This is a genomic window from Stenotrophomonas sp. TWI169, assembly GCF_039674705.1.
GTDB classification, from domain to species: Bacteria; Pseudomonadota; Gammaproteobacteria; order Xanthomonadales; family Xanthomonadaceae; genus Stenotrophomonas; species Stenotrophomonas maltophilia_P.
Genome location: NZ_JBDJOB010000001.1, coordinates 394,313 through 417,445 on the forward strand (window position 1 = coordinate 394,313; position 23,133 = coordinate 417,445).

Genomic DNA, 23,133 nt, shown 5'->3' on the forward strand with positions numbered 1-23,133 from the left:
CTCGAATCAGCGTGGACCCGACAATCGGATTGGTTGCGTAACGGCGATCAACGCCGCTTCGCCGCCCGCGCCGCCTCGCGCTCGGCGCGCAACCGGTCGAGCTTTTCCTTCAGCTTGATCTCCAGTCCGCGCGGCACCGGGTTGTAGTACACGCGCTCGCCCATCGCATCGGGGAAGCCGGTCTGATCCAGCGCGATCCCGCCTTCCGCATCGTGGTCATACTGGTACTCGGCACCGTAGCCCAGTTCCTTCATCAGCTTGGTCGGCGCGTTGCGCAGGTGCAGCGGCACCTCTTCGGTACCGCTCTGGCGCACGTCGGCCTTGGCCTGGTTGAACGCCGCGTAGCCTGCATTCGACTTGGCGGTGCTGGCCAGGTACAGCACCAGCTGGGCGAACGCGAGCTCGCCTTCGGGGCTGCCCAGCCGTTCGTAGATGTCCCACGCTTCCAGCGCCATGCTCTGTGCTCGCGGATCGGCCAGGCCGATGTCCTCGATCGCCATGCGGGTCAGCCGGCGCGCCAGGTACGACGGATCACAGCCGCCGTCGAGCATGCGGGTCAGCCAGTACAGCGCCGCATCGGGATTGGAACTGCGCACCGACTTGTGCAACGCCGAGATCTGGTCGTAGAACTGCTCGCCGCCCTTGTCGAAACGGCGGGTACGGTCGGCCAGCACCTGGGTGAGCGTCTGCGGGGTGATGTGCCCGCCCTCGCCCCCCGCCAGTTCGGCAGCGATTTCCAGCAGGGTCAATGCGCGGCGCACGTCGCCATCGGCAGCGGTGGCGATCTCCAGCAGCAGCTCGGGCGCAACCTCGATGGACTCCTGGCCCAGGCCGCGCTCGCGATCGCCCAGCGCCCGCTGCAGTGCCTCGACGATGTCGGTGGGCGAGACCGCCTCCAGCACGTGCACACGGCAGCGTGACAGCAGCGCCGAGTTCAACTCGAAGGACGGGTTCTCGGTCGTGGCACCCACGAACAGGATGGTGCCGCGCTCGATATGCGGCAGGAACGCGTCCTGCTGCGCCTTGTTGAAGCGATGCACCTCATCGACGAACAGCACGGTACGCCGGCCTTCGGCGAAACGCTGCGCCGCTTCTGCCAGGACCTGGCGCACCTCCGGCAGGCCGGACAGCACGGCGGAGATGGCGCGGAACTCGGCATCGGAATACTCGGCCAGCAGCAGCGACAACGTGGTCTTGCCACAGCCCGGCGGGCCCCACAGGATCATCGAATGCACCCGACCGGACTCGACCGCCCGACGCAGTGCGCTGTCCGGAGCGAGCAGGCGCTTCTGCCCGACCATTTCATCGAGCGTCTGCGGACGCATGCGCTCGGCGAGCGGGCGCAGATGATCCCGATCGACACTCAGCAGATCGGGGCCGGGGAAGGAAGTGGAGCGTTGTCTTGGCACCCGCTCATTGTACCGCGCCCCCCGTCGGTAGCGCCGGGCCATGCCCGGCGGATCGGCGAAATGCGCACATCGGTAGCGCCGGGCCATGCCCGGCGTCACCCATCAGTTGCCGATGACGTCGGTGCCGGCCGGCGGGCTGAAGCGGAAGGTCGAGGCCGCGAACGTCGGGTTGCGCTTCCAGCCGCTGAAATTGATCACGGTGCGCTGGCCGACCGCGTCGGTGATCTCCATCCTCGCCAGCCCCTGGGCATTGAAGCCTAGTGCAGCGTACTGGAAGCTGGCCTCGGTATCGCGCTTCGGCGACAGCGACAGCCACTGCAGGCCATCCCGTTGTGCCGCCTCCTCGCTGAGGTCGTACTGCTGCTCCAGCAGCGCCGGGTTGATCAGCGCGGTCAAGGGGCTGTTCTGCTCTTCCTTGCCCTGCTCGCGCACGGTGGCCTGCTCCAGGTCCGGCTCGTACATCCAGACCTTCTTGCCGTCGGCCACGATCAGCTGTTCATGCGGCCGCACGTACTCCCAGCGGAACAGGCGCGGGGCCGACAGGGCCACGCGGCCGCTGGTCGACTCCTTGACCTTGCCGCGGCTGTCGAACACCTGCTGGCTGAACTGGCCATCCAGGCCCTTCAGGCCGCTGGTGAAGTTCTTCAGGTCATCGCGGGCACCCGCCCACGCGCTGCCCGCGGCGGCGCAGGCCATGGCGAGAGTGCTGGCGGCAAGAATACGGCGGAGGCGGACGTTCATGCGGGAATCCTGTGGGCGCGGGCGCAAGGAAAGGTGGATGTCAGTGTGCCCGGGCAAAGATGAATGGGCGATCAGGGCGACATTATGCCGCCCCACACGTCCACCGGCGATTCAGTTGGCAGGCGCAGGCAGCCTTCCATACAGAACCTGTCCGCGGAAGCCGCGGCGCACTTCGCGATACAGCGCGCGGAACGCGGTGTAGTCCTGGGGCTGGCACAGTGCCTCCGGTCCACGCACGGCATTCTGCTGCAGGCGATGGTGGACGATCACCTCCTGGCCCTGCCGGCTCCAGTCCACCCGGTACTCGCCCGCGTCATTGGCAAAACGCTGGCTGGCCGGAACGGCGATGATCGGCGCGTTGGCCGGGAACTGCAGGCGATAGGTTTCTTCACGCAGGCTCGCGTTGCAGTAGAACGGCGTCTCGTTGGCCGGTGCAGACGCGGTAGCGTACAGCCCGCGCACCGACTCGCCGCCTGGCGGATCCGGCACCGCCATGCCCCCGGCCACGCTGAAGTCCACATAGTCTTCCGCCTGGAAGGCCATGCGGTAGCCGAACGGCCGGGTCAGATCGACCGGGACGCCCTGCAGCTGCAGCTGGCCGCGGCCATCAAAACCGGACGCCGCCATGATCGACTCCTCGGCGCGCGCCCGATTCTGCGCGTTGAGCTGGGCGAACTGTGCGCGCATGCCGATCTCCGCATTCTCGCCCAGCTGCGGAACCGTCTCGCCACGCAGATTGCCGTTGGCATCGAACGTGAAGCGCACCTCCATCGAGGTTGCGTTGCGCTGCGGACCATTGGCCGGCGTGCGTGCCAGGCTCGCGTCGGCCGTGCGCATCACCGGCGCGCCCAGGTCACCCTCGGGCAACTGGCCGAAGCGCGCCCAGGCGGTGGTCGAATCCAGGTACAGATCGAACTCGGGAATGTAGGTGATGGCGTGGTTGAAGCGCCCCAGCACCGGAATCTTCGGCAGCGTCGGCCCGCCACCGGCGCCGATCAGCACCGGCGAACTGGCAATTCCCTTGGCGGCCAGCAGGGCTTCCAGCAGGGTCACATGGTCCTTGCAGTCCCCATAGTGGTTGTCGAGGATGCTCTGCGCGCTGTTGGGCTCCAGCCCGCCATTGCCCAGGTACACCGCGACGTAGCGGATGTTCTGAGCGACCCAGCGGTACAGCGCATCGGCCTGCGAGCGACGGTCGCCGATGCCTGCGGTGACCTGGTCGGCCAGCGCCTGGATCTCCGCCGTGACCTGCGCGGCGGGACCGGCCTTGAGCTGGTACGCCCGGCCCATCTGCGCCCAGTCACGATAGGTGCTGGCCATGATGTTCGGGCCGAACTCCCAGCCGGCGGCCGACCAGTTCTGCGCCTGCATCGCCTCGCGGCGCTGGTAGCGCCAGCGCCACTGCGCCTGGCCGTTCCTCAGCACCGGGCGATCGCTGCCCTGCACGCCGCGGCTGTCGACGAACATCGGCAGGTTGGCCGGTGCGCTCAGCGTCACCTCGGCATCCTCGTATTCGGTGAACACATTGAAGGTCTCCCACAGGCCGAAGTAGCCCGGGAAGTACGGCGTGGCCTGGGTGCGGCGCACCTGGTAATACAGGCGCGTGCCCGGCGCCAGGTTCGGGAACACGATCACCCGCACCTTGCGGTCGGCGTACATCGCTGCCGAGGCGCTGGAATAGCTTTCCTGGGTGTAGATGCGATCTGCCGGAACGTCACGGCGCTGGCCATCGGCGGTGATGGTGTAGGCGTCGAGCACCTCCAGCGTCTCCATCTTCTCGCTGTAGCTCAGCCGCACCTGGCTGAACTGCTCGACCGAGGCCTTGGTCTTGAGCAGGACCTCGTAGGTCTCGGTCTGCACATTGCCTGCGTCGGGCCGCACCTGGTAGTCGGCGCGATAGCGGACGATGCTGAAGTTGTTGCTGGCTTCGGTATCGCCGCTGGTGGAAGGCGGCGCCGTAGCGGGCGCGGGGGGGGCGGTCTCCGCCAGGGCCGGGCTGGCGGCCATCAGGCCAGCCAGCGCCAGCGCCAGCGCGCGTGGTACGGGATGAAGCATTCGTCGGATCCTTGGACGTCGTGGGGGTACGTCGGGCCTTACTTCGGCGGCGGCGGTGCCAGCACCGTCCGGTCGCCATTGTGCTCGGGCGCACTGACAACGCCGGCCGCTTCCATGGCCTCGATCAGTCGCGCCGCACGGTTGTAGCCGATCTTCAGCCGGCGCTGCACGCCGGAAATCGACGCGCGGCGGGTATCCGTGACCACCCTCAGCGCCTCGTCATACAGCGGATCCGACTCGTCGCCGCCGGCACTGGTTTCCGGCAGGCCGGTGGCACCCACCACCACGCCGTCCCCCAGGGTCTGAACCTCGTCCAGCACGCCCTCGATGTAATCGGCCGGACCCATCGCCTTGAGATGCTCGACCACGCGATGCACTTCATCGTCGGAGACGAACGCGCCGTGCACACGCTCGGGCATGGCGGTGCCCGGCGGCAGGTACAGCATGTCGCCGTGCCCCAGCAGCGTCTCCGCGCCGGACTGGTCGAGAATGGTGCGCGAGTCGATCTTCGAGCTCACCTGGAACGCGATGCGGGTGGGAATGTTGGCCTTGATCAAGCCGGTGATCACATCCACCGACGGACGCTGGGTGGCCAGGATCAGGTGGATGCCGGCTGCACGTGCCTTCTGTGCCAGACGTGCGATCAGTTCTTCGACCTTCTTGCCGACGATCATCATCATGTCGGCGAATTCGTCGATGAAGATGACGATGAACGGCAGCGTCTCCAGCGGGCGCGGCGCCTCGCCCAGCTCCGGGTTCGGCTTGAACAACGGGTCCATCAGCGGCTGGCCGGCGTCCTCGGCGTCCTTCACCTTCTTGTTGAAGCCGGCCAGGTTGCGCACGCCCACCGCGCTCATCAGCTTGTAGCGGCGCTCCATCTCCGCCACGCACCAGCGCAGGCCGTTGGCGGCCTCCTTCATGTCGGTGACCACAGGCGCGAGCAGATGCGGGATGCCCTGGTAGACGCTCAGTTCGAGCATCTTCGGGTCGATCATCAGCATCCGCAGATCTTTCGGCGAGCCCTTGTACAGCAGGCTCAGTACCATCGCATTGACGGCCACGGACTTGCCCGAGCCGGTGGTACCGGCCACCAGCAGGTGTGGCATGCGCGCCAGGTCGGCCACGGTCGGGCGGCCGGCGATGTCCTTGCCCAGCGCCAGGGTCAGCACGCTGGAGGCCTTGTCGTACTCCTTCGAGCGCAGCAGCTCGGACAGGAAGATCATCTCGCGGGTGACGTTGGGAATCTCCAGGCCGATCACCGACTTGCCGGGAATCACATCGACCACGCGCACCGACTTGACTGACAGGCCGCGGGCGATGTCCTTGTCCAGCGAGCTGATCTGGCTGACCTTGATGCCCGGCGCCGGCTCGATCTCGAAGCGGGTGATGACCGGGCCCGGATAGGCGCCGACCACCTGCGCATCGATGCGGAAATCCTTCAGCTTGAACTCGATCTGCCGCGACAGGGTCTCCAGCGTCTCCTCGTCGTAGCCCTTGGGCTGTGGCTTGGGATCATCGAGCAGGGCCAGCGGCGGCAGGTCCGAACCATCGCCGTTGACGCCGCGGAACATCGGTATCTGGTTGTCACGCTTGGCCCGGTCGCTCTTCTCGATCACCGGTTCCGGGCGCGGTTCGATCTTCACCGGCTCGCGCTTGGCGCGCACCTCGGCGTCCGCCTTGCGGACTTCCTGGCGCTCCTCGCGCAGGGCACGGGTCTGCTTCCACTCCGTCGCCTGTTCCTTCTTGCGCTCCAGCAGCGGCGCCAGCGACATCACCCCACGGCCGATCTTCTCCATCACCGTGAACCACGACAGGCCGGTGGCCAGGGTGATCGAGGCCAGCAGCAGCACCAGCACGAACAGGTTCGCGCCCAGCGCTCCGAACCCGACGGTCAGCGAGTTGCCCACCAGCTTGCCAAGGATGCCGCCCGCACTGGACACATCACCATTGAACAGGCGCACATGCAGGAAGCCGGTACCGGCGATCAGGAAGCCGACCAGACCGACCAGGCGCAGGGCCGGATCGAGGTCGTTCTCGCCCTTGCTTTCCCGCTTGAGGCCGAACATGGCGATCCAGGCCAGTGCGCCGAGCACCACCGGCAGCAGGAACGCGATGTAGCCGAACAACTGCAGCAGCACGTCGGCGATCCAGGCACCGGCGCGGCCGCCCATGTTGTGCACCGGCGCGACCACGCTGCCGGTATGCGACCAGCCGGGGTCCGACGCCGAGTAGGTGAACAGACTTGCCGCCAGGTACAGCAGGGCCGGCGCGATCGCGATCAGGCCCAGGTCGCGCCAGAGGCGCTGGCGGCGGGGGTTGTCGGTCGTCGCCGCCGCCGCGGCCGTGCGACGTGACGCCTTGCTGTCGTCGGACTTGGAGCGTTCGGGGACCTGCTTCGCCACCTTAGACCATACCTTTGGAATGCGCTGTTAGTGATTGATAATAAATGAGACGGCGTCAGTTTTCAGTTATGCGACGCTGCGAGGCGCCCTCCGGGGCCGGAAACCGTCGATGGGCGACGGCGTTCTGTTCATCGGCTTGAATCGCCCTGCCCCAGCCGCCACTCTATGACCTGCCATGGATGCTGCGCAAACATCGCCAGCGCCTTGTCCCACTTACCTTTTCGCGAGTTTACATGAGCACCAGCCTGCCCTCCCGCCACCAACGGCTTGTCATCCTCGGTTCCGGCCCGGCCGGCTGGACCGCTGCGGTCTACGCCGCCCGCGCCAACCTGAAGCCGGTCGTCATCACCGGCCTGCAGCAGGGCGGTCAGCTGATGACCACGACCGAGGTCGACAACTGGCCGGGTGACGCCCATGGCCTGATGGGCCCGGACCTGATGGCGCGCATGCAGGCTCACGCCGAGCGCTTCGAGACCGAGGTCATCTTCGACCACATCCACACCGCCGACCTGTCCCAGCGCCCGTTCCGGCTGATCGGCGACAGTCACGAATACACCTGTGACGCCCTGATCATCGCCACCGGCGCCACCGCCAAGTACCTGGGCATCCCGACCGAAGAGGCCTTCAAGGGCCGCGGCGTGTCCGCCTGCGCCACCTGCGACGGGTTCTTCTACCGTGACCAGGACGTGGTCGTGGTCGGCGGTGGCAACACTGCGGTGGAAGAGGCCCTGTACCTGTCCAACATCGCCCGCAAGGTCTACCTGGTCCACCGCCGCGACACCCTCAAGGCGGAAAAGATCATGCAGGACAAGCTGTTCGCCAAAGTCGCGGCCGGCAAGATCGAAACCGTCTGGCACCACCAGGTCGAGGAAGTGCTGGGCAACGATGCCGGCGTGACCGGTGTGCGCGTGAAGTCCACCCTGGACGGCAGCACCCGCGACATCGACGCGCACGGCTTCTTCGTGGCCATCGGTCATCACCCGAACACCACCCTGTTCGACGGCCAGCTGGCGATGAACAACGGCTACCTGGAAATCCGCTCGGGCCTGGGCGGCAACGCCACCCAGACCTCGGTGGAAGGCGTGTTCGCCGCAGGTGACGTGGCCGACCAGCACTATCGGCAGGCCATCACCTCCGCCGGCTTCGGCTGCATGGCCGCACTGGATGCCGAGCGCTACCTGGATGCACAGGGCAAGGCCGGCTGAAGACTGCTCCATGCCTTGACTGACCCTGGGGGCCGGCGCGGACGCGCCGGCCTTTCTGTTTTCTTCTGACCTATCCTTGGCCCATGCCCTCCCCCCGTTTCCTCGACTCGCTGCAGTCCGTTACCGCCACCGACTGGGACGCGCTGCATGATGGCCGCAATCCCTTCGTCAGCCACGCGTTCCTGGCCGGACTCGAAGCCCACGGTTGCCTGCGCGGGGACTGGGGCTGGCAGGCACGGCATTTCACCCTGTGGGAGGGCGACGTCCTGGTCGCGGCGATTCCCGGCTACCTGAAGACCAACTCCCACGGCGAATTCGTGTTCGACCACGCCTGGGCCAATGCCTATGCCCGGCATGGCCGCGACTACTACCCGAAATGGCTCGGCGCCGTGCCGTACTCGCCGGTGACCGGGCCGCGGCTGCTGGCCCGGGACGATCCAGCCCGCGCGGGCGTGCTGTCGGCCCTGCGCGGGGCGCTGCCCACGCTGGGCGTGTCCTCGGCGCATATCAACTTCCACACCGCAGCGGATGAAGCGCTGTTCGGCGATGACTGGCTGTTGCGCGAGGACATCCAGTTCCAGTGGCAGAACCCGGGCGACTGGACGACGTTCGATCAGTTCCTTGGCGCCATGGACCACAAGCACCGCAAGAACATCCGCCAGGAGCGCGCCAGGGTCACCCGCCAGGGCATCGGCTTCCGCGTCGTGCACGGCGATGAGGCCAGCCGTGCCGACCTGCAGGCGATGTACCGTTTCTACCTGCAGACCTTCGTCGAGTACGGCAATGCACCGGCGCTCACCGAGCCCTTCCTGCGCCACCTGGCCAGCAGCCTCGGGCGCGGCCTGGTGATGTTCCTGGCCGAACAGGACGGCGAACCGATTGCCGGCGCCCTGTGCCTGCGTGGGGGCGACACGCTGTATGGCCGCTACTGGGGTGGCGCTACCCTGCCTGGCCTGCACTTCGAGGCCTGCTACTACCAGGGCATCGAGTACTGCCTGCGCGAAGGCCTGACCCGCTTCGAGCCCGGCGCACAGGGCGAACACAAGCTGGCGCGCGGCTTCCTGCCGACGCGGGTGCGCAGCCGGCACTGGGTGGCCGATGCGGATTTCGCAGAAGCTCTGCAGGACTGGTGCCGGCAGGAGCGCAGGGACGTGCGGCGCTATGAGCAGGCGTTGCAGCAACACAGCCCGTTCCGCACGCAGGACTAGCGCCGCCGCAGAATGGATGCGCCGGCATCGCTACACTCCCGGCATGACCCGTCAATTGCCCTGGCGCCTGGACGATGCGCCGGACGCCCCCTTCCCGCCCGCTGAAACCGCGCTGCGCAGTCCCGACGGCCTGCTGGCCGTAGGCGGCGACCTGCATCCTGCACGCCTGTTGAATGCCTATGCCGGCGGCATCTTCCCGTGGTTCAGCGACGGCGAGCCGATCCTGTGGTGGTCACCGGACCCACGCATGGTGTTCCGCACCTCCGGCGTACACCTGTCCAGCCGCTTCCGCCGCCAGCTGCGCGGCAGCCACTGGGAGGTGACTGCCGACACCGCCTTCAGCCAGGTGATGCGCGCCTGTGCTGCCGCGCCGCGCCCCGGACAGGACGGCACCTGGATCAGCCCGGCAATGGTCGAGGCCTACAGCCGGCTGCACGACCTCGGGTTCGCCCATTCCGTCGAGGTCTGGGACCGGCAGACCCTGGTCGGTGGCATCTATGGCGTGGCCATCGGTACGGTGTTCTTCGGCGAAAGCATGTTCAGCGGCGCCAGCGGCGGCTCCAAGATCGCGCTGGCCGCGCTGGCGGCCACCCTGCATGGCTGGGGCTGGGAACTGATCGATGCACAGGTGGAGAATCCGCATCTGCTGCGGATGGGTGCGGTGCACCTGCCACGCGCCGCGTTTCTGGACCACGTGCGGCAGGCCGTGCGCTGCCCGGGGCGTGAAGGCCCGTGGACCCGGCACATGGGCCGCTTGCCGGCCCGCGTCCTGGCGGGGGGTTAACATAAACTTTGCAAGCCGGCCGCGTCCCGCGTAAAATACTGCGCCTTAGGCCCAGCGTGGCCGTTTTCTGAACCGCACAGGACTACATGTCGAAAGACGATTCCATCGAGTTCGAGGGCACCGTCAGCGAGACGCTGCCGAACACCACTTTCCGCGTTCGTCTGGAAAATGGGCACGAGATCATCGCCCACATCTCCGGCCGCATGCGCAAGAACTACATCCGCATCCTCACCGGTGACCGGGTCAAGGTTGAAATGACCCCGTACGACCTGACCAAGGGTCGCATCACCTACCGCATGAAGTAAGCGGTCGGCGCGTCGCGCCACTTCGACAAGGCCAGCCTGGGTTGCTGGCCTTTTGTCATGCCCGCTCTCCGGCCCTGCCGGAGGTCATCGTGACCGATCTCACCATGACGTCAGTCAGCCCTGCTTGCGGCAGATTCGCAGTTGCGACAGCGGCAGCATTCTGGGATCCGATCCACTCCGGATCGCCACCCCTGCCCCGCCATGAACCTCACTTCCCTGCTCGCCCCCTTGGCCTTGTCCGCCATCGCCCTGCTGGCCCCGTCCGCCCATGCGGCCGACACCCCGGCGGCGCAGTGCGTGCCGCTGTCCGGCGAACAGCAGATCGTTCGCGCCGGCGCCGACAGGAACATCCTGCTCCGCTCCGGCGAAGCGCACTATGTCGTGCACTTCCGCAACAGCTGCCCTTCCGCCGTGCTGGCCACCCGCCTCGGCTTCACGACCGACGGCAAGGAGGCTGACACGCTGTGCAGCGAGGGCCGAAGCAAGCTGGACACCGGTCGCGGCTCCTGCGAGGTGGCGCGCATCGAGCCGATCGATGCCGAGCGGTTCACGCGTGAAGCGCGCCGTCGCAGCCGCTGACACCTGACAGCACAAGGGCGGCCGAAGCCGCCCTTGCCCTTTCCAGTCCTTCACGCCACAGCCCGTGGCGTCAGCTCACTCCACCGTGGCCGGCAGCAGCCGCTCCGGCTCGGCCTGGGTCTCGACCACCAGTTCGTCGTCGCGGACATCGATGCTGACCTTGCCGCCGTTGACCAGCTTGCCGAACAACAGCTCGTCGGCCAGCGGACGCTTGATCTTGTCCTGGATCACGCGCGCCATCGGACGGGCACCCATCAGCGGGTCGAAGCCATGGTGGGCCAGCCAGTCGCGCGCGGTCGGCGTGGCCGACAGGCTGACGTGCTTCTCCTGCAGCAGCATCTCCAGCTCGATCAGGAACTTGTCCACCACACGCAGGATGTGCTCGAAGCCCAGCGCCTGGAACTGCACCACCGCATCGAGGCGGTTGCGGAATTCCGGGGTGAAGCTGCGGCGGATGGTCTCCATCGCGTCGGTGGCGTGGTCCTGCTTGGTGAAGCCAATCGAACGCCGCGAGGCCTGGGCCGCGCCGGCATTGGTGGTCATCACCAGCACCACGTTCTTGAAGTTCGCTTCACGTCCGTTGGTGTCGGTCAGCACGCCCCGGTCCATGACCTGCAGCAGGATGTTGAAGATGTCCGGGTGCGCCTTCTCGATTTCGTCCAGCAGCAGCACGCAATGCGGCGTCTTGACGATCTTCTCGGTCAGCAGGCCGCCCTGGTCGAAGCCGACGTATCCCGGGGGCGCACCGATCAGGCGGCTGATCGAATGCGGCTCCATGTACTCGGACATATCGAAGCGGACCAGCTCGATGCCCAGCTGCAGGGCCAGCTGCTTGGTCACCTCGGTCTTGCCGACACCGGTCGGGCCGGCGAACAGGAAGTTGCCGATCGGCTTTTCCGGATTGCCCAGCCCCGAGCGCGCCAGCTTGATCGCCGACGACAGGGTCTCGATGGCCGGGTCCTGGCCGAAGATCACCATCTTCAGGTTGCGCTCCAGGTGCTGCAGCACATCCTTGTCGGTGGCGCTGACCTGCTTGGTCGGGATGCGCGCCATCTTGGCAATGATGGCCTCCACTTCCTCCACGTCGATCAGTTCCTTGCGCTGGTCCTCCGGCAACAGCCGCTGGCGCGCACCTGCCTCGTCGATCACGTCGATGGCCTTGTCCGGCAGCAGGCGGTCACCGATATGCTTGACCGACAGGTCCACCGCGGCCTGCAGCGCCTCGTCGGAGTACGTCACGCCGTGGTGGGCTTCGTACTTGCCCTTCAGGCCCTGCAGGATCTCGTAGGTCTCACCCACGGTCGGCTCGACGATGTCGATCTTCTGGAAGCGGCGCGCCAGGGCACGATCCTTCTCGAAGATGCCGCGGTACTCCTGGAAGGTGGTCGAGCCGATGCAGCGCAGCTCGCCCGAGGCCAGCGCCGGCTTGATCAGGTTGGACGCATCCATGGTGCCGCCCGACGCCGAACCGGCACCGATGATGGTGTGGATCTCGTCGATGAACAACACGGCGTTGGGCACCTTCTTCAGGGCCGTCAGCACGCTCTTCAGGCGCTTCTCGAAGTCGCCACGGTACTTGGTGCCGGCCACCAGTGCGCCCAGGTCGAGCGAATAGATGACGGCATCGGCCAGCACCTCCGGCACCGAGCCCTCGACGATGCGCCGGGCCAGGCCTTCGGCGATCGCGGTCTTGCCGACGCCGGCCTCGCCCACGTAGAGCGGGTTGTTCTTGCGACGGCGGCACAGGACCTGGATGGTCCGCTCGATCTCGTCGGCACGCCCGACCAGCGGGTCGATGCGTCCGGCCCGGGCCTGCTCGTTGAGGTTGCTGGCGAACTCGGTCAGGGCATCCCCCTTCGGCTCGCCCTCCCCGCCCTCGGCCCGGCTCTCGCCTTCGGAAGAGGGCTGTTCGCCCTCCTCGCCCAGCTTGGCGATGCCATGGGACAGGTAATTGACCACGTCCAGGCGGGTCACGTCCTGCTGGTTGAGGTAGTAGACGGCATGGGAGTCCTTCTCGCCGAAGATGGCGACCAGCACATTGGCGCCGGTGACCTCCTTCTTGCCCGAGGACTGCACGTGGTACACGGCCCGCTGCAGCACGCGCTGGAAGCCCAGCGTCGGCTGGGTGTCGCGGCCATCGTCTTCCGCCAGGCGGGACACGGAGGCCTCGATGGCCTGCTCCAGCTCCTGGCGCAGGCGGTCGGCATCGGCACCACAGGCCTTCAGTACGGCCTGGGCGGACGGGTTGTCGAGCAGTGCCAGCAGCAGGTGTTCGACCGTCATGAACTCATGCCGGGCCTCACGGGCGCGCTTGTAGCACTGGCCGATGGTGTGTTCGAGGTCTTTGCTGAACATGGATTACTCCGGCGGCAGATGGGGACAATATGCGGCCTGACTACGCGATTTCCATCACCCTAGCGGATTGCTGCGTTCAGATGGCGTTAGCAGTGCGGATTGCTTGATCTTCATTCACTCCCGGACAGCCCACCCATGAGCGAACCCTACCTGAGCCGCTGGCGATTGCGACGTGATGGTCCCGCCATCCGTACCCCGCACGCCCGGCTCTGGCCGGTACTGACCGCCGACGACCAGCCGGCAATGCTGAAGATCAGCAGTGAAACCGAAGAACAGAACAGCCATCGCCTGCTGCGCTGGTGGGACGGCGACGGTGCCGCGCGCCTGCTGGCGCACGAGGGGCCGGCCATCCTGATCGAGCGCGCCGGCGGCCAATCGCTGCGGGAGCGCTCGATCGGCGGCGATGACAGCACCTGTACCACGATCCTGTGCCAGGTCCTGCAGCGGCTGCACCGGCCACGGAGCGCACCGCCAGCGGAGCTGGTCTGCCTGCCTACATGGTTCGCCGACCTGCTGCAGCCAAGGGGCTCGCTGCCGCCACTGCTGGAACAGTGCAGATCGCTGGCGGTCGCGCTGCTGGAGGACGAACAGGAGGTCCGGCCGCTGCACGGTGACCTGCACCACGACAACGTGCTCGACTTCGGCACGCGCGGCTGGCTGGCGATCGACCCGAAACGGCTGATCGGTGATCGCGCGTTCGACTACACCACGCTGTTCAGCAATCCCGACCTGTGCGGTCCCGGCATCCACGTCGCGACCCGGCCGGAGCGCTTTGCGGCCCGGGTGACCGAGGTCAGCGCCCTGGCGGAGCTGGATCGCACGCGCCTGCTGCGCTGGATCGCTGCCAGCGCCGGGCTGTCGGCCGTATGGTTCCGCAATGATGGCGACCCGGCCGATATCGACGAGACAGTCGCGGCGATGGCACTGGAGGCGCTGGCGGAGGGGTGATCCCGCTGTAGCCGAGCATGGGCTCGGCTCTACAAGAGGCCGGTCAGGCCTTTTCCATCGTGCACAGCAGCGGATGCTGGTTCATCCGTGAATACTCGTTGACCTGGCCGACCTTGGTCTCGGCCACTTCGCGGGTGAACACGCCACAGACGCCGCGACCGCGGGTATGGACATGCAGCATCACCTGCGTCGCCTTGTCCAGGTCCATGTTGAAGAACTGCTGCAGCACGTCCACCACGAAATCCATCGGGGTGTAGTCGTCGTTGAGCAGCATGACCTGGTAGAACGGCGGCGGCGCCACTTCCGGGCGCGCGGGCTCCACGGCGATGCCGTGCTCGTGGTGGGAATCGGGGGAAGACTCGCGGGGCATCCGGTCATTATAGAGGTTGCCGCGCGCCCGCGTCGGCCCTCCCGGAATGGACGGCACGGACGGCCGCCGTCACAATTGCCCTTCCCACCCCGGTTTCACAGGATTTTCATGAAAAGGACCCTTCTGCCTGCCCTGTTGATCGCCCTGGCCTGTGCCGGTCCGGCGAGCGCAGCCGATGCCGACGCTGCCGTCGGTCGCCAGCTGGACAAGCTGGGCTACAACTACGAGGTCGACGAGGATGGCGACTACCGCCTGGTGTTCGACGTCGAGGGCGACCGCACCCAGATGGTGTACGTGCGCTCGGCGGTGGAAGACTTCGGCAGCCACAACATCCGTGAGATCTGGTCGCCAGGCTACACGTCCAAGACCAAGCAGTTCCCGGTCGCGGTCGCCAACCGCCTGCTGGAGGACTCGCAGGACGCCAAGATGGGCGGCTGGGTGAAACAGGAGGCGACCGCGATGTTCGTGGTGAAGATCGACGCCGATGCCACCGCCGACCAGCTCAGCGACGCCATCGATGCCGCGATCCGCACCGCCGACGCGATGGAACTGGAACTGACCAAGAAGGACGATCTCTGAGGTGAATGCCACGCCGGACCCGCGCTGGGCACCGCACGCCACCGTCGCCACCGTCGTGGTCGACGGTGGCCGCGTGCTGCTGGTCGAGGAGACCATCGATGGCCGCGCCGTGCTCAACCAGCCTGCCGGGCACCTCGAACCCGGCGAGAGCCTGGCCGAGGCGGCGCTGCGCGAGACCCGCGAGGAGACCGGCTGGACGGTTCAGCTGACCGACTTCATCGGCTGTTACCAGTGGACGGCGGGCGACGGTACGACGTTCCTTCGCTTCTGCTACGCGGCGCGCCCGGTCTCGCATGATCCGGCGCAGCCGCTCGACACCGGCATCGACCGCGCGCTGTGGATGACCCCGGCCGAGCTGCAGGCCGCCGGGCAGCGCCAGCGCAGCCCGCTGGTATGGCAGGTCGTGGCGGACTATCTGGGTGGCCAGCGCCACCCGCTTTCGCTGGTCCGGGAGGTCGCATGAGCACCCCGCGCGTGATGGTGGGCGTTTCCGGTGGCGTCGATTCGTCGGTCGCCGCCTGGCGGCTGGTGCAGCAGGGCGAGGCCGTGGCCGGCCTGTTCATGCAGAACTGGGCCGACGACGGCAGCGGCGACTGCCGCGCCGAGGATGATCGCCGCGATGCGGTGGCGGTCTGCGGCCTGCTGGGCATTCCCTTCCATTTCCGCGACTTCTCCAGCGAGTACTGGCAAGGCGTGTTCGAGCATTTCCTGGCCGAGTACGCCGCCGGCCGCACCCCCAATCCGGACGTGCTGTGCAACCGCGAAGTGAAGTTCAAGCACTTCCTGGACGCGGCGCGTGAACTGGGCGCCGAGCGCATCGCCACCGGCCATTACGCGCGGGTGACCCAGCGCGGCCACCAGTGGCTGCTGCTGCGCGGCGCCGACCGCTCCAAGGACCAGAGCTATTTCCTGCACCAGCTGGGGCAGGAGCAGCTGGCCGCCACCCTGTTCCCGATCGGCGACCTGGAAAAGAGCGACCTGCGCCGGATCGCCCGTGACGTCGGCCTGCCGACCCATGCCAAGAAGGACTCCACCGGCATCTGCTTCATCGGCGAGCGCGACTTCCGCGAGTTCCTGGGCCGCTACCTGCCGGCCCGGCCGGGACAGATCCTCGACCCGGCCGACGGCAGCGTGATTGCCGAGCATCCGGGCGTGTTCTATTTCACGCTCGGCCAGCGCGAGGGCCTGAACATCGGCGGCGTGCGTGGCCGCCCGGCCGCGCCGTGGTACGTGGTCGGCAAGGACGTGGCCAGCAACGTGCTGTATGTCGATCAGGACCGCGACAGCCCGTGGATGCTCTCCGAACGCCTGCGTTCGGAAACCGCGCACTGGATCGCCGGCGCACCACCGGCCCGGCGTTTCGAATGCACTGCCCAGACCCGCTACCGCCAGCCCGACGAGCCGTGTACGGTCGATGTGCTGGACGATGGCAGCGTGCTGGTCACCTTTGCCCGCCCGCAGCGGGCCGTCACGCCCGGCCAGTCGCTGGTGCTGTATGACGGCGAGATCTGCCTGGGCGGTGCGGTGATCGCCGCCACCGATGCGCCGCTGGAACAGCGCCTGCGCACCACCCCTTCTCCTTTTGAGGTAATCGCTGCATGAGTTTCACTGTCGACGACCGCGTCCTGGCCCTGGCCGGCATTGCCCAGGCCCTGCAGCAGGTGCGCCGCATCGCCGATACCGGCCATTCCGACGCCGCCGCTGTACGTACCGCGGTGGACAGCGTGTTCCGCGTCGACGCGTCCTCTCCGCAGGAGGTGTTCGGCGACCGCCACGCGCTGAAGTCGGGCCTGCGCCTGCTGCACAACTACTTCCGCAACCAGGGCCAGGATCCGATCCTGCCCAAGCTGGCATTGTCGGTGCTGCAGCTGGAGCGCCGCTTCGTGCAGGACGGCGCAACCGTCAACAAGGTTGCCGCGGGCATCGAGCAGGCGCAGCGCAAGGCCGCCGAACTGGGCGACAGCGGTCACCCGGATGTGCTGGCCAGCCTCGGCGGCGTCTATGCGGACACCATCAGCCATCTCAAGCCGCGGGTGATGGTGCAGGGCAACCCGCATTACTTGGGCCAGGCCGGTGTGGTCTCCGAGATCCGTGCCCTGCTGCTGGCCGCCGTCCGCGCCGCGGTGCTGTGGCGGCAGGTGGGCGGCAGCTACTGGGACTTCCTGTTTGGTCGCAAGGCGATGGTCGAGGCCGTGGACCGCCTGCTGGCCTGACCGTTGCGTCCGCCGGGCATGGCCCGGCGCTACCGCATGGCCTGACCGTCGCGCAGCGCTGCAGGGTACCGCCGGGCCATGCCCGGCGAGCGTCCGGCGCCGGAAATCCGGCGCATTCAGAAAGCGCATCGACGTTAAAGAGAAGGGGCACACGGCCGATACATCCTCCGTGCACCTCCCGAGAACGTCCATGTACTCACGCATTTTCATCCGTCTGGCCGCCCCCCTGGCCCTGACCCTGCTGCTCCCCTTCGCCATCGGCTTCGAATGGCCGGCCGCCCTGCGCTGGGCGATCCTGACCACGATGACGCTGAGCTGGCTGGGCTTTGCGTGGTGGACCGCCCGCGCCCAGGCGCACCGCTCACCGGAACAGGCCCGCGTCCTGCGTGAGCAGGACCAGCTGCTGACCGAACTGCGCAGCTTCGTCGGCAACGAAATCGACGGTTCGCGCGGTGAAGTGGAACGCGCCCGCGACCTGATCCGCCAGGCGGTATCGAGCCTGGGCGGCAGCTTCGATGCAATGAACCGCAAGTCGCGCCAGCAGAGCCAGGCGCTGTCGCGCATCGTCGACCGTGCCGGCGATGAAGGCAGTGCGGGCCTCGACGTTGCGCGGTTCGCCCAGCATGCCAGCCATCGCATGGAGCAGCTGGTGGAAGCGCTGGAACAGGTCAGCGGCCAGAGTTCGACCACCGTGCAGCACATCGACCAGATGGCGCAGCACCTGGACGGCATCTTCGCGCTGCTGGAAGACGTCAAGTCGATTGCCGACCAGACCAACCTGCTGGCGCTGAATGCCGCCATCGAAGCAGCCCGTGCCGGCGAGGCCGGCCGCGGCTTCGCGGTGGTCGCCGACGAAGTGCGCAACCTGTCCGAGCGCTCGACCACCTTCAACGAACAGATCCGAAAGCTGGCCCACAGCTCCAAGGACGCCATCGCCAAGGTCCGCGAGACGGTCTCGCACATGGCTTCGCGCGACATGGACCGCTCCCGCGAAGCACGCCAGGAAGCAGCGGCCATGCTGGACAACGTGGCGCAGATCAATGCTTCTCTGGGCGAAGGCATGCGCGAGGTGTCCGAGTGTGCGCGTGCCATCGACGGCAGCGTCGCCGAGGCCGTGCGCGCGCTGCAGTTCGAAGATATCGCCACGCAGGCGCTGGGTGGCGTGCATACCCACCTCGACCGACTGACCGCGATCAACCGCGAAGCGGTGGCCCTGCAGGAACTGCTGCACCGCAATGGCGGCGTCTTCGACGAAGAGATCGCCAGCGCGCTGCAGCGCACCGGCAACCGTCTGCGCGAACTGCGCAACGAATGGGAGCGCCCGCCGCACAAGCCGGTCGCCCAGCAGAACATGGGCGCCGGTACCGTCGAACTGTTCTGAGACGCGTGTCCGCTGCCCTCTCCGGCAGTCTGCAAGGCCCCGGCTCGACCGGGGCCTTTGCCTGTGATCCACCGCCGAATGCATCCTGTACGCGCCCCATGGCCCTGATCAGCGCCCCGCCCTCCTCCCTCACCGACATCGAACGCCCGCGCAACGCCAGCGTGCGAGAACAGCTGCAGCAGCTGGAAAAGGTCGCGCATGAGGAGATCCGCGAGCTGCAGCAGCTCGCCGATGCGCGCTCGCCCTCGCCCGGTACCACCAGCGAACTGCTGGGCATGGCCTGGGACCTGGGGTTGGATGGAGATGCCCTGAAGTAGTGCCGGGGCGTGCGTGGATGGGGCGAGCTCAATGTGCGACGGCCAGAAGGCACGCGTGCTCGGGCCGATGCTTCTGGCCCTGCGTCTTTCCTCCTCTAGGGGAGCTGGAGCGGCCCCGTACAGGCGCTGCGGATGCAGCTGACGATTGCGTACGATGACAGTTCCCCACCACGCATGGATGGTTCCGGGGATGCATGAGTTTCGGATTTCTTGCATGGAATGCGATCAACGCACCCTTCATCGTGCCGGACCGATTTCGGTTCAGATCAGCCCAGCCCGATGACCAGCGCCGCCCTCTGCCTTTCGCTTGCCTTGCAGCTTCCGGTTGCCCCCGACCCGTTGACCCTGGATCCCGATTCCCTCGCGACGCTTCAGCAGGCGCTGCAGACATTCGGAGCGTTCCAGCACCCTTATTCTGCTCCAATCGACGCATACGACCCTGACGCGGGGGTGATCGACGCAACGGTCGAGGTCTCCGCGGGCTGCCTGCAGGAGGGTCCCAAGGTCATCGTCCTGGACGATGATGGCGACGAGACACCCGAGCGCTATCTGGTACTGGACGAGCCATGGCAGAGCCTTCCAGCGGGCACATTGCTGCTCGTCTGCGGAGACAGGGCGGTCGTCATTTCAGCTCAGGACTGGAGCCGGGAGCTTGCAAGAGCCGAGATCATGCTGACGTTTCTCGACCTGCTGCCTGGAGATTCGGAAGCCAGGGACCAGCTGGAGAGTTGCTCGGCAGTCTCGGATTCCGATACATCCGATCCCTTCGTGAAGAGCATTCTGGATCAGCTCTGCGCCAGCACTCCAGGTACACCTGTCACTGACACCGCCCTGGCCCTCTGGAAGGGCAGGCTCCCGGATGCATTACTTGCACTGTGGCAGCGCGACGGCCTGGCGCGCTATCACGATGATCGACTGACTATGGTCGATCCTGCCCAATACGAAACCGTCCTGGCTGCCCTTCTGGCAGGCAGTCCGCCGCGGGACAAGGACAACCTTCATGTATATGCGATCTCGCCATTCGGCCAGATGCTGATCTGTGGCGAGAAGACTGGCGTCGACCTCACGCTTGAACCACACGAAGGCTACCTATGCGCGCCTGCAGCGCTGACTCTCCCAGCAAGCAACGCCGTCCGCAACAGGAGCCTGCACGACTTCCTGCTGACATTGGATGATCCTGAGCTGGATGTCCTGACCGAGGACGAGGAGCCAATGTTCTGGCGAGTCCGTGAGATGTTGGGGCCGCTGGGCGACGGAGAGATCTACACCTCGACGGAGCCCGTGCCAGAGCACGGCTGGCGGATAGACCGCCTGGTGAAACGCAAGGCGCTGGATGTGCTCGCAGAGCTTGCGCAGCGTCGCTGACTGCTGACACATGGAGGGATGTACCTGCGTGCATGCCGACCAAGGTCGGCACCTACCAGAGCACGTGCCGGACAGCGCAGGTCGTCAACGCACCAGCAACGCTTCGTTGCCGGCGTCCGTGCGCGACGGTGACTGATGCTGCTGGCGCAGCCACTGCGCCAGGTCCCGCGGGCTCAGCGGCCGCGAGTACAGGTAGCCCTGGATCTCGTCGCAGCCCTGGCGGCGCAGCATGTCTTCTTCCTGGTGCGTTTCCACGCCTTCGGCCACGACCTTCATGCCCAGCGCGTGACCCAGGTGCACGATGGCCTGTGTCACCTCGGCCGTACCCGAGTCGTGCAGCATGCCCTGCACGAAGCTGCGGTCGATCTTCAGGCGGCCCACCGGGAACCGGTTGAGGTAGTTGAGGTTGGAGAATCCCGTTCCGAAATCGTCCACCGCCAGCGGCACACCGTGCCGTTCCAGCACGTCGAAGCAATGACGCAGGATGTCGGTGTCACGGATCAGCGCCGACTCGGTCAGCTCAAGTTCCAGGCGCTGTGGCGGCCAGCCATGGGCATGGCAGATCTCGATCACCCGCTCGGCGAAGCCGCGATCACGCAGCTGCACGGCCGAGACGTTCACCGCGATGCGGTCGAAGTGCAGACCGGCTCTGTCCCAGGCAGTGGCCTGGCGGCAGGCTTCGTTCAGTACCCAGTCGCCGATGCGCACGATTTCACCGCACTTCTCGGCGATGGGAATGAACTCGGCCGGACTGCAGTAGCCGATGCCGGGTCGATGCCAGCGCAGCAGTGCTTCGATGGCCGGCGGCTCGCCAAGGTGGGCGTGCAGCAGCGGCTGATAGGCCAGGCTGAACTCCTCGCGCTCGATCGCGCCATGGAGCGCATGCTCCAGCTCAAGCCGGCGCTGGATGCGGGCCAGCGCGTCCTGGCTGTAATACTGGTAGGTGTTGCGACCGGCTTCCTTGGCCGCATACATCGCGGCATCGGCGGCGCGCAGGAGTGAATCGAAATCGGTCTGCGTATCGCCCAGCATGGCGATGCCCACGCTGGCCCCCACCTTCAGCGTGGTATCGCCCCGGCGCAGCGGCTCGGCCAGCGAGCCGATCAACTTGCGCGCCACGTGACCAGCGTCTTCCGGTTCGGCCAGGTCGCGCAGCACCACGATGAACTCGTCACCGCTGAAGCGGCCGAACAGATCGTTGTTGCGCAGGTTCTGGTGCAGCCGGGTGGCCGCCGCCTTCAGCAGCGCATCACCGGTGGCATGGCCGAAGCTGTCGTTGATGGTCTTGAAGCCATCCAGGTCGATGAACAGCATCGCCAGCGAGGTGCCGCGATCACGCGCTTCCTCGATTGCTTCAGCCGTCTGCTCGCCCAGCAGCACCCGGTTCGGCAGGCCGGTCAGCAGGTCGTAATGGGCCAGCAGCTCGATGCGCTCGTTGGCCTCGCGCTCTCGCGTGATGTCACGGAACAGCACCACGAAGCGTGGCGGCAGGCCATCGCGCCGATCCAGCTCGATCAGCACCTGCACCCATACGCGCAGGCCGGATTGACGATAGAAGCAGAGATCCAGCTGCTCGGGCAGTCCGCCACCGGCAATCCGGCCCAGCGCCGCCTCGAACGCACTGCGCGAGTCCTCGGTGTACAGCGCCAACGCCTGGTCCAGGGTGATCGGCTCCTTGCGCAGTCCGTGGATGCGATAGCACTCTTCGGTCCATTGCATGTGCCGGGTCTGCACCTCGATCTCGCACCCGCCGATGCGGCCCAGGGCCGAAACGCGGTTGAGCAGCTCGGTACGCCAGCGGATCAGCGCATCGGTCTGGTGCTGTTCGGTGATGTTCTGCACCTGGCCCAGCAGCCGCTTGGGCTGGCCCTCGCCGTCCAGCAGCGGCTGCATCCATAGCCGAAGATGCAGCGATGGTTCGCCGCTGCCGCGGGCCAGCTCCAGTTCGAGGCTGGCGGAGCGGCCATCGCGCCACAAGCGGCGCCAGGCTGCCCGCAGCGCTCCACGTGAACGCGGATGCAGCTGCTTGAGCCAGCGTCGCTGGCCGGGCACGTTGCCGGGCTCAAGTGCGAGCAGCGAACGCAGTTCGGGCGACCACCAGAAGGAGCCCGTGCCTGGATCGAACGACCAGCTGCCCATGCTGGCGATGCGCTGCGCCTCGCTCAGGTGCACCTGCTGTTCGTGCAGCAACGCCTCCAGCTGCTTCTGCTGTTCGATGTCGGTGTGGGTGCCGACCATCCGCAGCGGCTGGCCGTCGGCAGTGCGCGCGACCACGCGGCCACGATCAAGCACCCAGCGCCACTGCCCGTCGGGCTGGCGGAAGCGGAACTGTGCGCTGTACTGGTCGCTGGTTCCACGCAGGTGCTGATCCAGCGCGGCGCGCACGTGGCCGATGTCCTCGCCGTGCACGCGCGCCAGCATTCCGCTGGCGGTCTCTTCGCCCAGGCCAGGGGTGCGGGTGACGCGATCGCTGGGAATATCCCAGTCCCACAGGCTGTGGCCAGCGCTGTCCAGCGCCAGTTCCCAGCGTCCGCCACCCGCCAGCGGCACCGGTTCCGGCACGCTCAGGGTGAAGGCCAGCAGATTGCCGGCGCCGTCATGCACGGCGCGCAGGTGGCCGTCGTAATGCCCGCGCGGCCCTCCCGGCAGGCTGCACGCAACAATGCCACCGTCGGCCGCCAGCAGACGCAGGTCCTCCAGCATCGGCGCGTAGGCCGCGACCGTCGCCGGCAGGCCATGCTCGCGCGCGGCCGGATTGGCCGCCAGCGGACGGCCAGTGCGGTCGACGATGACCAGCGCCGACGCGAGCGGATGCTGCAGCAGGCTGGCGATGATCCCTTGGTCCACGCGATCTTGCTCCGGATGAAACGCCCGACAGCGGGGCACGCAGTGGTTAACGGCGCCTGCGGCGGATAAT

20 protein-coding genes are annotated in these 23,133 nt (G+C 67.0%); 13 read left to right on the plus strand and 7 right to left on the minus strand.

Annotated elements, in window-relative coordinates; genetic code table 11:
- Positions 1-47: 47 nt before the first annotated feature.
- The 4 genes from ABE543_RS01635 to ABE543_RS01650 form a co-directional block, all read right to left on the minus strand.
- Positions 48-1,325 carry a replication-associated recombination protein A gene (locus ABE543_RS01635; RefSeq protein WP_227255445.1) on the minus strand — a complete coding sequence of 426 codons (1,278 nt, stop codon included), beginning with the start codon at positions 1,323-1,325 and terminating at the stop codon, positions 48-50.
- A 186-nt stretch (positions 1,326-1,511) separates the two neighbouring features.
- On the minus strand, positions 1,512-2,150 hold the full coding sequence (gene lolA, locus ABE543_RS01640) for an outer membrane lipoprotein chaperone LolA (protein WP_065182198.1): 639 nt from the start codon (positions 2,148-2,150) through the stop codon (positions 1,512-1,514).
- Between the two features lie 111 nt (positions 2,151-2,261).
- Positions 2,262-4,205, minus strand: coding sequence for a DUF3857 domain-containing transglutaminase family protein (locus ABE543_RS01645; RefSeq protein ID WP_346475198.1), 1,944 nt, complete (start codon positions 4,203-4,205; stop codon positions 2,262-2,264).
- A 38-nt stretch (positions 4,206-4,243) separates the two neighbouring features.
- Positions 4,244-6,607, minus strand: a complete 2,364-nt coding sequence (locus ABE543_RS01650) for a DNA translocase FtsK 4TM domain-containing protein (RefSeq protein ID WP_346475199.1) — start codon at positions 6,605-6,607, stop codon at positions 4,244-4,246.
- Positions 6,608-6,840: 233 nt separating this feature from the next.
- On the opposite strand from ABE543_RS01650, the gene trxB reads away from it, so the two are divergent.
- From trxB to ABE543_RS01675, 5 genes are all read left to right on the plus strand, one after another.
- Positions 6,841-7,812, plus strand: coding sequence for a thioredoxin-disulfide reductase (gene trxB / locus ABE543_RS01655; protein WP_053517948.1), 972 nt, complete (start codon positions 6,841-6,843; stop codon positions 7,810-7,812).
- An 83-nt stretch (positions 7,813-7,895) separates the two neighbouring features.
- Positions 7,896-9,020, plus strand: coding sequence for a GNAT family N-acetyltransferase (locus ABE543_RS01660; protein ID WP_346475200.1), 1,125 nt, complete (start codon positions 7,896-7,898; stop codon positions 9,018-9,020).
- A 43-nt stretch (positions 9,021-9,063) separates the two neighbouring features.
- Positions 9,064-9,804: a leucyl/phenylalanyl-tRNA--protein transferase gene (gene aat, locus ABE543_RS01665; RefSeq protein ID WP_053517945.1), complete on the plus strand. Its 741-nt coding sequence runs from the start codon at positions 9,064-9,066 to the stop codon at positions 9,802-9,804.
- 86 nt (positions 9,805-9,890) lie between these two features.
- Positions 9,891-10,109 (plus strand): translation initiation factor IF-1, encoded by a 219-nt coding sequence (infA, locus tag ABE543_RS01670; RefSeq protein WP_005409596.1) that lies wholly within the window; start codon positions 9,891-9,893, stop codon positions 10,107-10,109.
- Between the two features lie 201 nt (positions 10,110-10,310).
- Positions 10,311-10,688 carry a hypothetical protein gene (locus tag ABE543_RS01675; protein ID WP_065182195.1) on the plus strand — a complete coding sequence of 126 codons (378 nt, stop codon included), beginning with the start codon at positions 10,311-10,313 and terminating at the stop codon, positions 10,686-10,688.
- A gap of 75 nt (positions 10,689-10,763) precedes the next feature.
- Here ABE543_RS01675 and clpA read toward each other — a convergent pair whose 3' ends face one another.
- Positions 10,764-13,043 (minus strand): ATP-dependent Clp protease ATP-binding subunit ClpA, encoded by a 2,280-nt coding sequence (clpA, locus tag ABE543_RS01680; RefSeq protein ID WP_065182194.1) that lies wholly within the window; start codon positions 13,041-13,043, stop codon positions 10,764-10,766.
- A 135-nt stretch (positions 13,044-13,178) separates the two neighbouring features.
- Between clpA and ABE543_RS01685 the strand changes: the two genes are divergently transcribed.
- On the plus strand, positions 13,179-13,991 hold the full coding sequence (locus tag ABE543_RS01685) for an APH(6) family putative aminoglycoside O-phosphotransferase (protein WP_283219726.1): 813 nt from the start codon (positions 13,179-13,181) through the stop codon (positions 13,989-13,991).
- A gap of 43 nt (positions 13,992-14,034) precedes the next feature.
- Here ABE543_RS01685 and clpS read toward each other — a convergent pair whose 3' ends face one another.
- The gene (clpS, locus tag ABE543_RS01690) at positions 14,035-14,361 is read right to left on the minus strand and encodes an ATP-dependent Clp protease adapter ClpS (protein WP_053517940.1); all 327 of its coding nucleotides are present in this window, start codon (positions 14,359-14,361) and stop codon (positions 14,035-14,037) included.
- Positions 14,362-14,469: 108 nt separating this feature from the next.
- On the opposite strand from clpS, the gene ABE543_RS01695 reads away from it, so the two are divergent.
- The 7 genes from ABE543_RS01695 to ABE543_RS01725 all read left to right on the plus strand — a co-directional run bounded on the left by ABE543_RS01695 (position 14,470) and on the right by ABE543_RS01725 (position 20,216).
- Positions 14,470-14,940: a hypothetical protein gene (locus tag ABE543_RS01695; RefSeq protein ID WP_111186999.1), complete on the plus strand. Its 471-nt coding sequence runs from the start codon at positions 14,470-14,472 to the stop codon at positions 14,938-14,940.
- 1 nt (position 14,941) lies between these two features.
- A complete protein-coding gene (locus ABE543_RS01700; RefSeq protein ID WP_053517938.1) occupies positions 14,942-15,403 on the plus strand; it encodes an NUDIX hydrolase in 462 nt (153 codons plus the stop codon).
- Positions 15,400-16,542, plus strand: coding sequence for a tRNA 2-thiouridine(34) synthase MnmA (gene mnmA / locus ABE543_RS01705; protein ID WP_346475201.1), 1,143 nt, complete (start codon positions 15,400-15,402; stop codon positions 16,540-16,542). Before ABE543_RS01700 ends, mnmA begins: the two co-directional genes overlap by 4 nt.
- Positions 16,539-17,153 carry a high frequency lysogenization protein HflD gene (gene hflD / locus ABE543_RS01710; RefSeq protein ID WP_053517934.1) on the plus strand — a complete coding sequence of 205 codons (615 nt, stop codon included), beginning with the start codon at positions 16,539-16,541 and terminating at the stop codon, positions 17,151-17,153. The genes mnmA and hflD overlap by 4 nt, the downstream gene beginning before the upstream one ends.
- Before the next feature lie 190 nt (positions 17,154-17,343).
- The gene (locus tag ABE543_RS01715) at positions 17,344-18,534 is read left to right on the plus strand and encodes a methyl-accepting chemotaxis protein (RefSeq protein ID WP_053517932.1); all 1,191 of its coding nucleotides are present in this window, start codon (positions 17,344-17,346) and stop codon (positions 18,532-18,534) included.
- 98 nt (positions 18,535-18,632) lie between these two features.
- Positions 18,633-18,851 (plus strand): hypothetical protein, encoded by a 219-nt coding sequence (locus ABE543_RS01720; protein WP_197572276.1) that lies wholly within the window; start codon positions 18,633-18,635, stop codon positions 18,849-18,851.
- A 279-nt stretch (positions 18,852-19,130) separates the two neighbouring features.
- On the plus strand, positions 19,131-20,216 hold the full coding sequence (locus ABE543_RS01725) for a GAD-like domain-containing protein (protein ID WP_164972368.1): 1,086 nt from the start codon (positions 19,131-19,133) through the stop codon (positions 20,214-20,216).
- 84 nt (positions 20,217-20,300) lie between these two features.
- Here ABE543_RS01725 and ABE543_RS01730 read toward each other — a convergent pair whose 3' ends face one another.
- A complete protein-coding gene (locus tag ABE543_RS01730; RefSeq protein ID WP_053517927.1) occupies positions 20,301-23,063 on the minus strand; it encodes a GGDEF domain-containing phosphodiesterase in 2,763 nt (920 codons plus the stop codon).
- Positions 23,064-23,133: the final 70 nt, after the last annotated feature.

Coding starts and splice junctions, on each gene's coding strand:
- ABE543_RS01675 (WP_065182195.1), top strand. CDS start 10,311: ATGAACCTCACTTCCCTGCTCGCCCCCTTGGCCTTGTCCGCCATCGCC.
- ABE543_RS01720 (WP_197572276.1), top strand. CDS start 18,633: ATGGCCCTGATCAGCGCCCCGCCCTCCTCCCTCACCGACATCGAACGC.
- mnmA (WP_346475201.1), top strand. CDS start 15,400: ATGAGCACCCCGCGCGTGATGGTGGGCGTTTCCGGTGGCGTCGATTCG.
- ABE543_RS01715 (WP_053517932.1), top strand. CDS start 17,344: ATGTACTCACGCATTTTCATCCGTCTGGCCGCCCCCCTGGCCCTGACC.
- infA (WP_005409596.1), top strand. CDS start 9,891: ATGTCGAAAGACGATTCCATCGAGTTCGAGGGCACCGTCAGCGAGACG.
- ABE543_RS01635 (WP_227255445.1), bottom strand. CDS start 1,325: ATGCGTCCGCAGACGCTCGATGAAATGGTCGGGCAGAAGCGCCTGCTC.
- ABE543_RS01725 (WP_164972368.1), top strand. CDS start 19,131: ATGACCAGCGCCGCCCTCTGCCTTTCGCTTGCCTTGCAGCTTCCGGTT.
- aat (WP_053517945.1), top strand. CDS start 9,064: ATGACCCGTCAATTGCCCTGGCGCCTGGACGATGCGCCGGACGCCCCC.
- hflD (WP_053517934.1), top strand. CDS start 16,539: ATGAGTTTCACTGTCGACGACCGCGTCCTGGCCCTGGCCGGCATTGCC.
- ABE543_RS01645 (WP_346475198.1), bottom strand. CDS start 4,205: ATGCTTCATCCCGTACCACGCGCGCTGGCGCTGGCGCTGGCTGGCCTG.
- ABE543_RS01685 (WP_283219726.1), top strand. CDS start 13,179: ATGAGCGAACCCTACCTGAGCCGCTGGCGATTGCGACGTGATGGTCCC.
- ABE543_RS01660 (WP_346475200.1), top strand. CDS start 7,896: ATGCCCTCCCCCCGTTTCCTCGACTCGCTGCAGTCCGTTACCGCCACC.
- trxB (WP_053517948.1), top strand. CDS start 6,841: ATGAGCACCAGCCTGCCCTCCCGCCACCAACGGCTTGTCATCCTCGGT.
- lolA (WP_065182198.1), bottom strand. CDS start 2,150: ATGAACGTCCGCCTCCGCCGTATTCTTGCCGCCAGCACTCTCGCCATG.
- ABE543_RS01695 (WP_111186999.1), top strand. CDS start 14,470: ATGAAAAGGACCCTTCTGCCTGCCCTGTTGATCGCCCTGGCCTGTGCC.
- clpS (WP_053517940.1), bottom strand. CDS start 14,361: ATGCCCCGCGAGTCTTCCCCCGATTCCCACCACGAGCACGGCATCGCC.
- clpA (WP_065182194.1), bottom strand. CDS start 13,043: ATGTTCAGCAAAGACCTCGAACACACCATCGGCCAGTGCTACAAGCGC.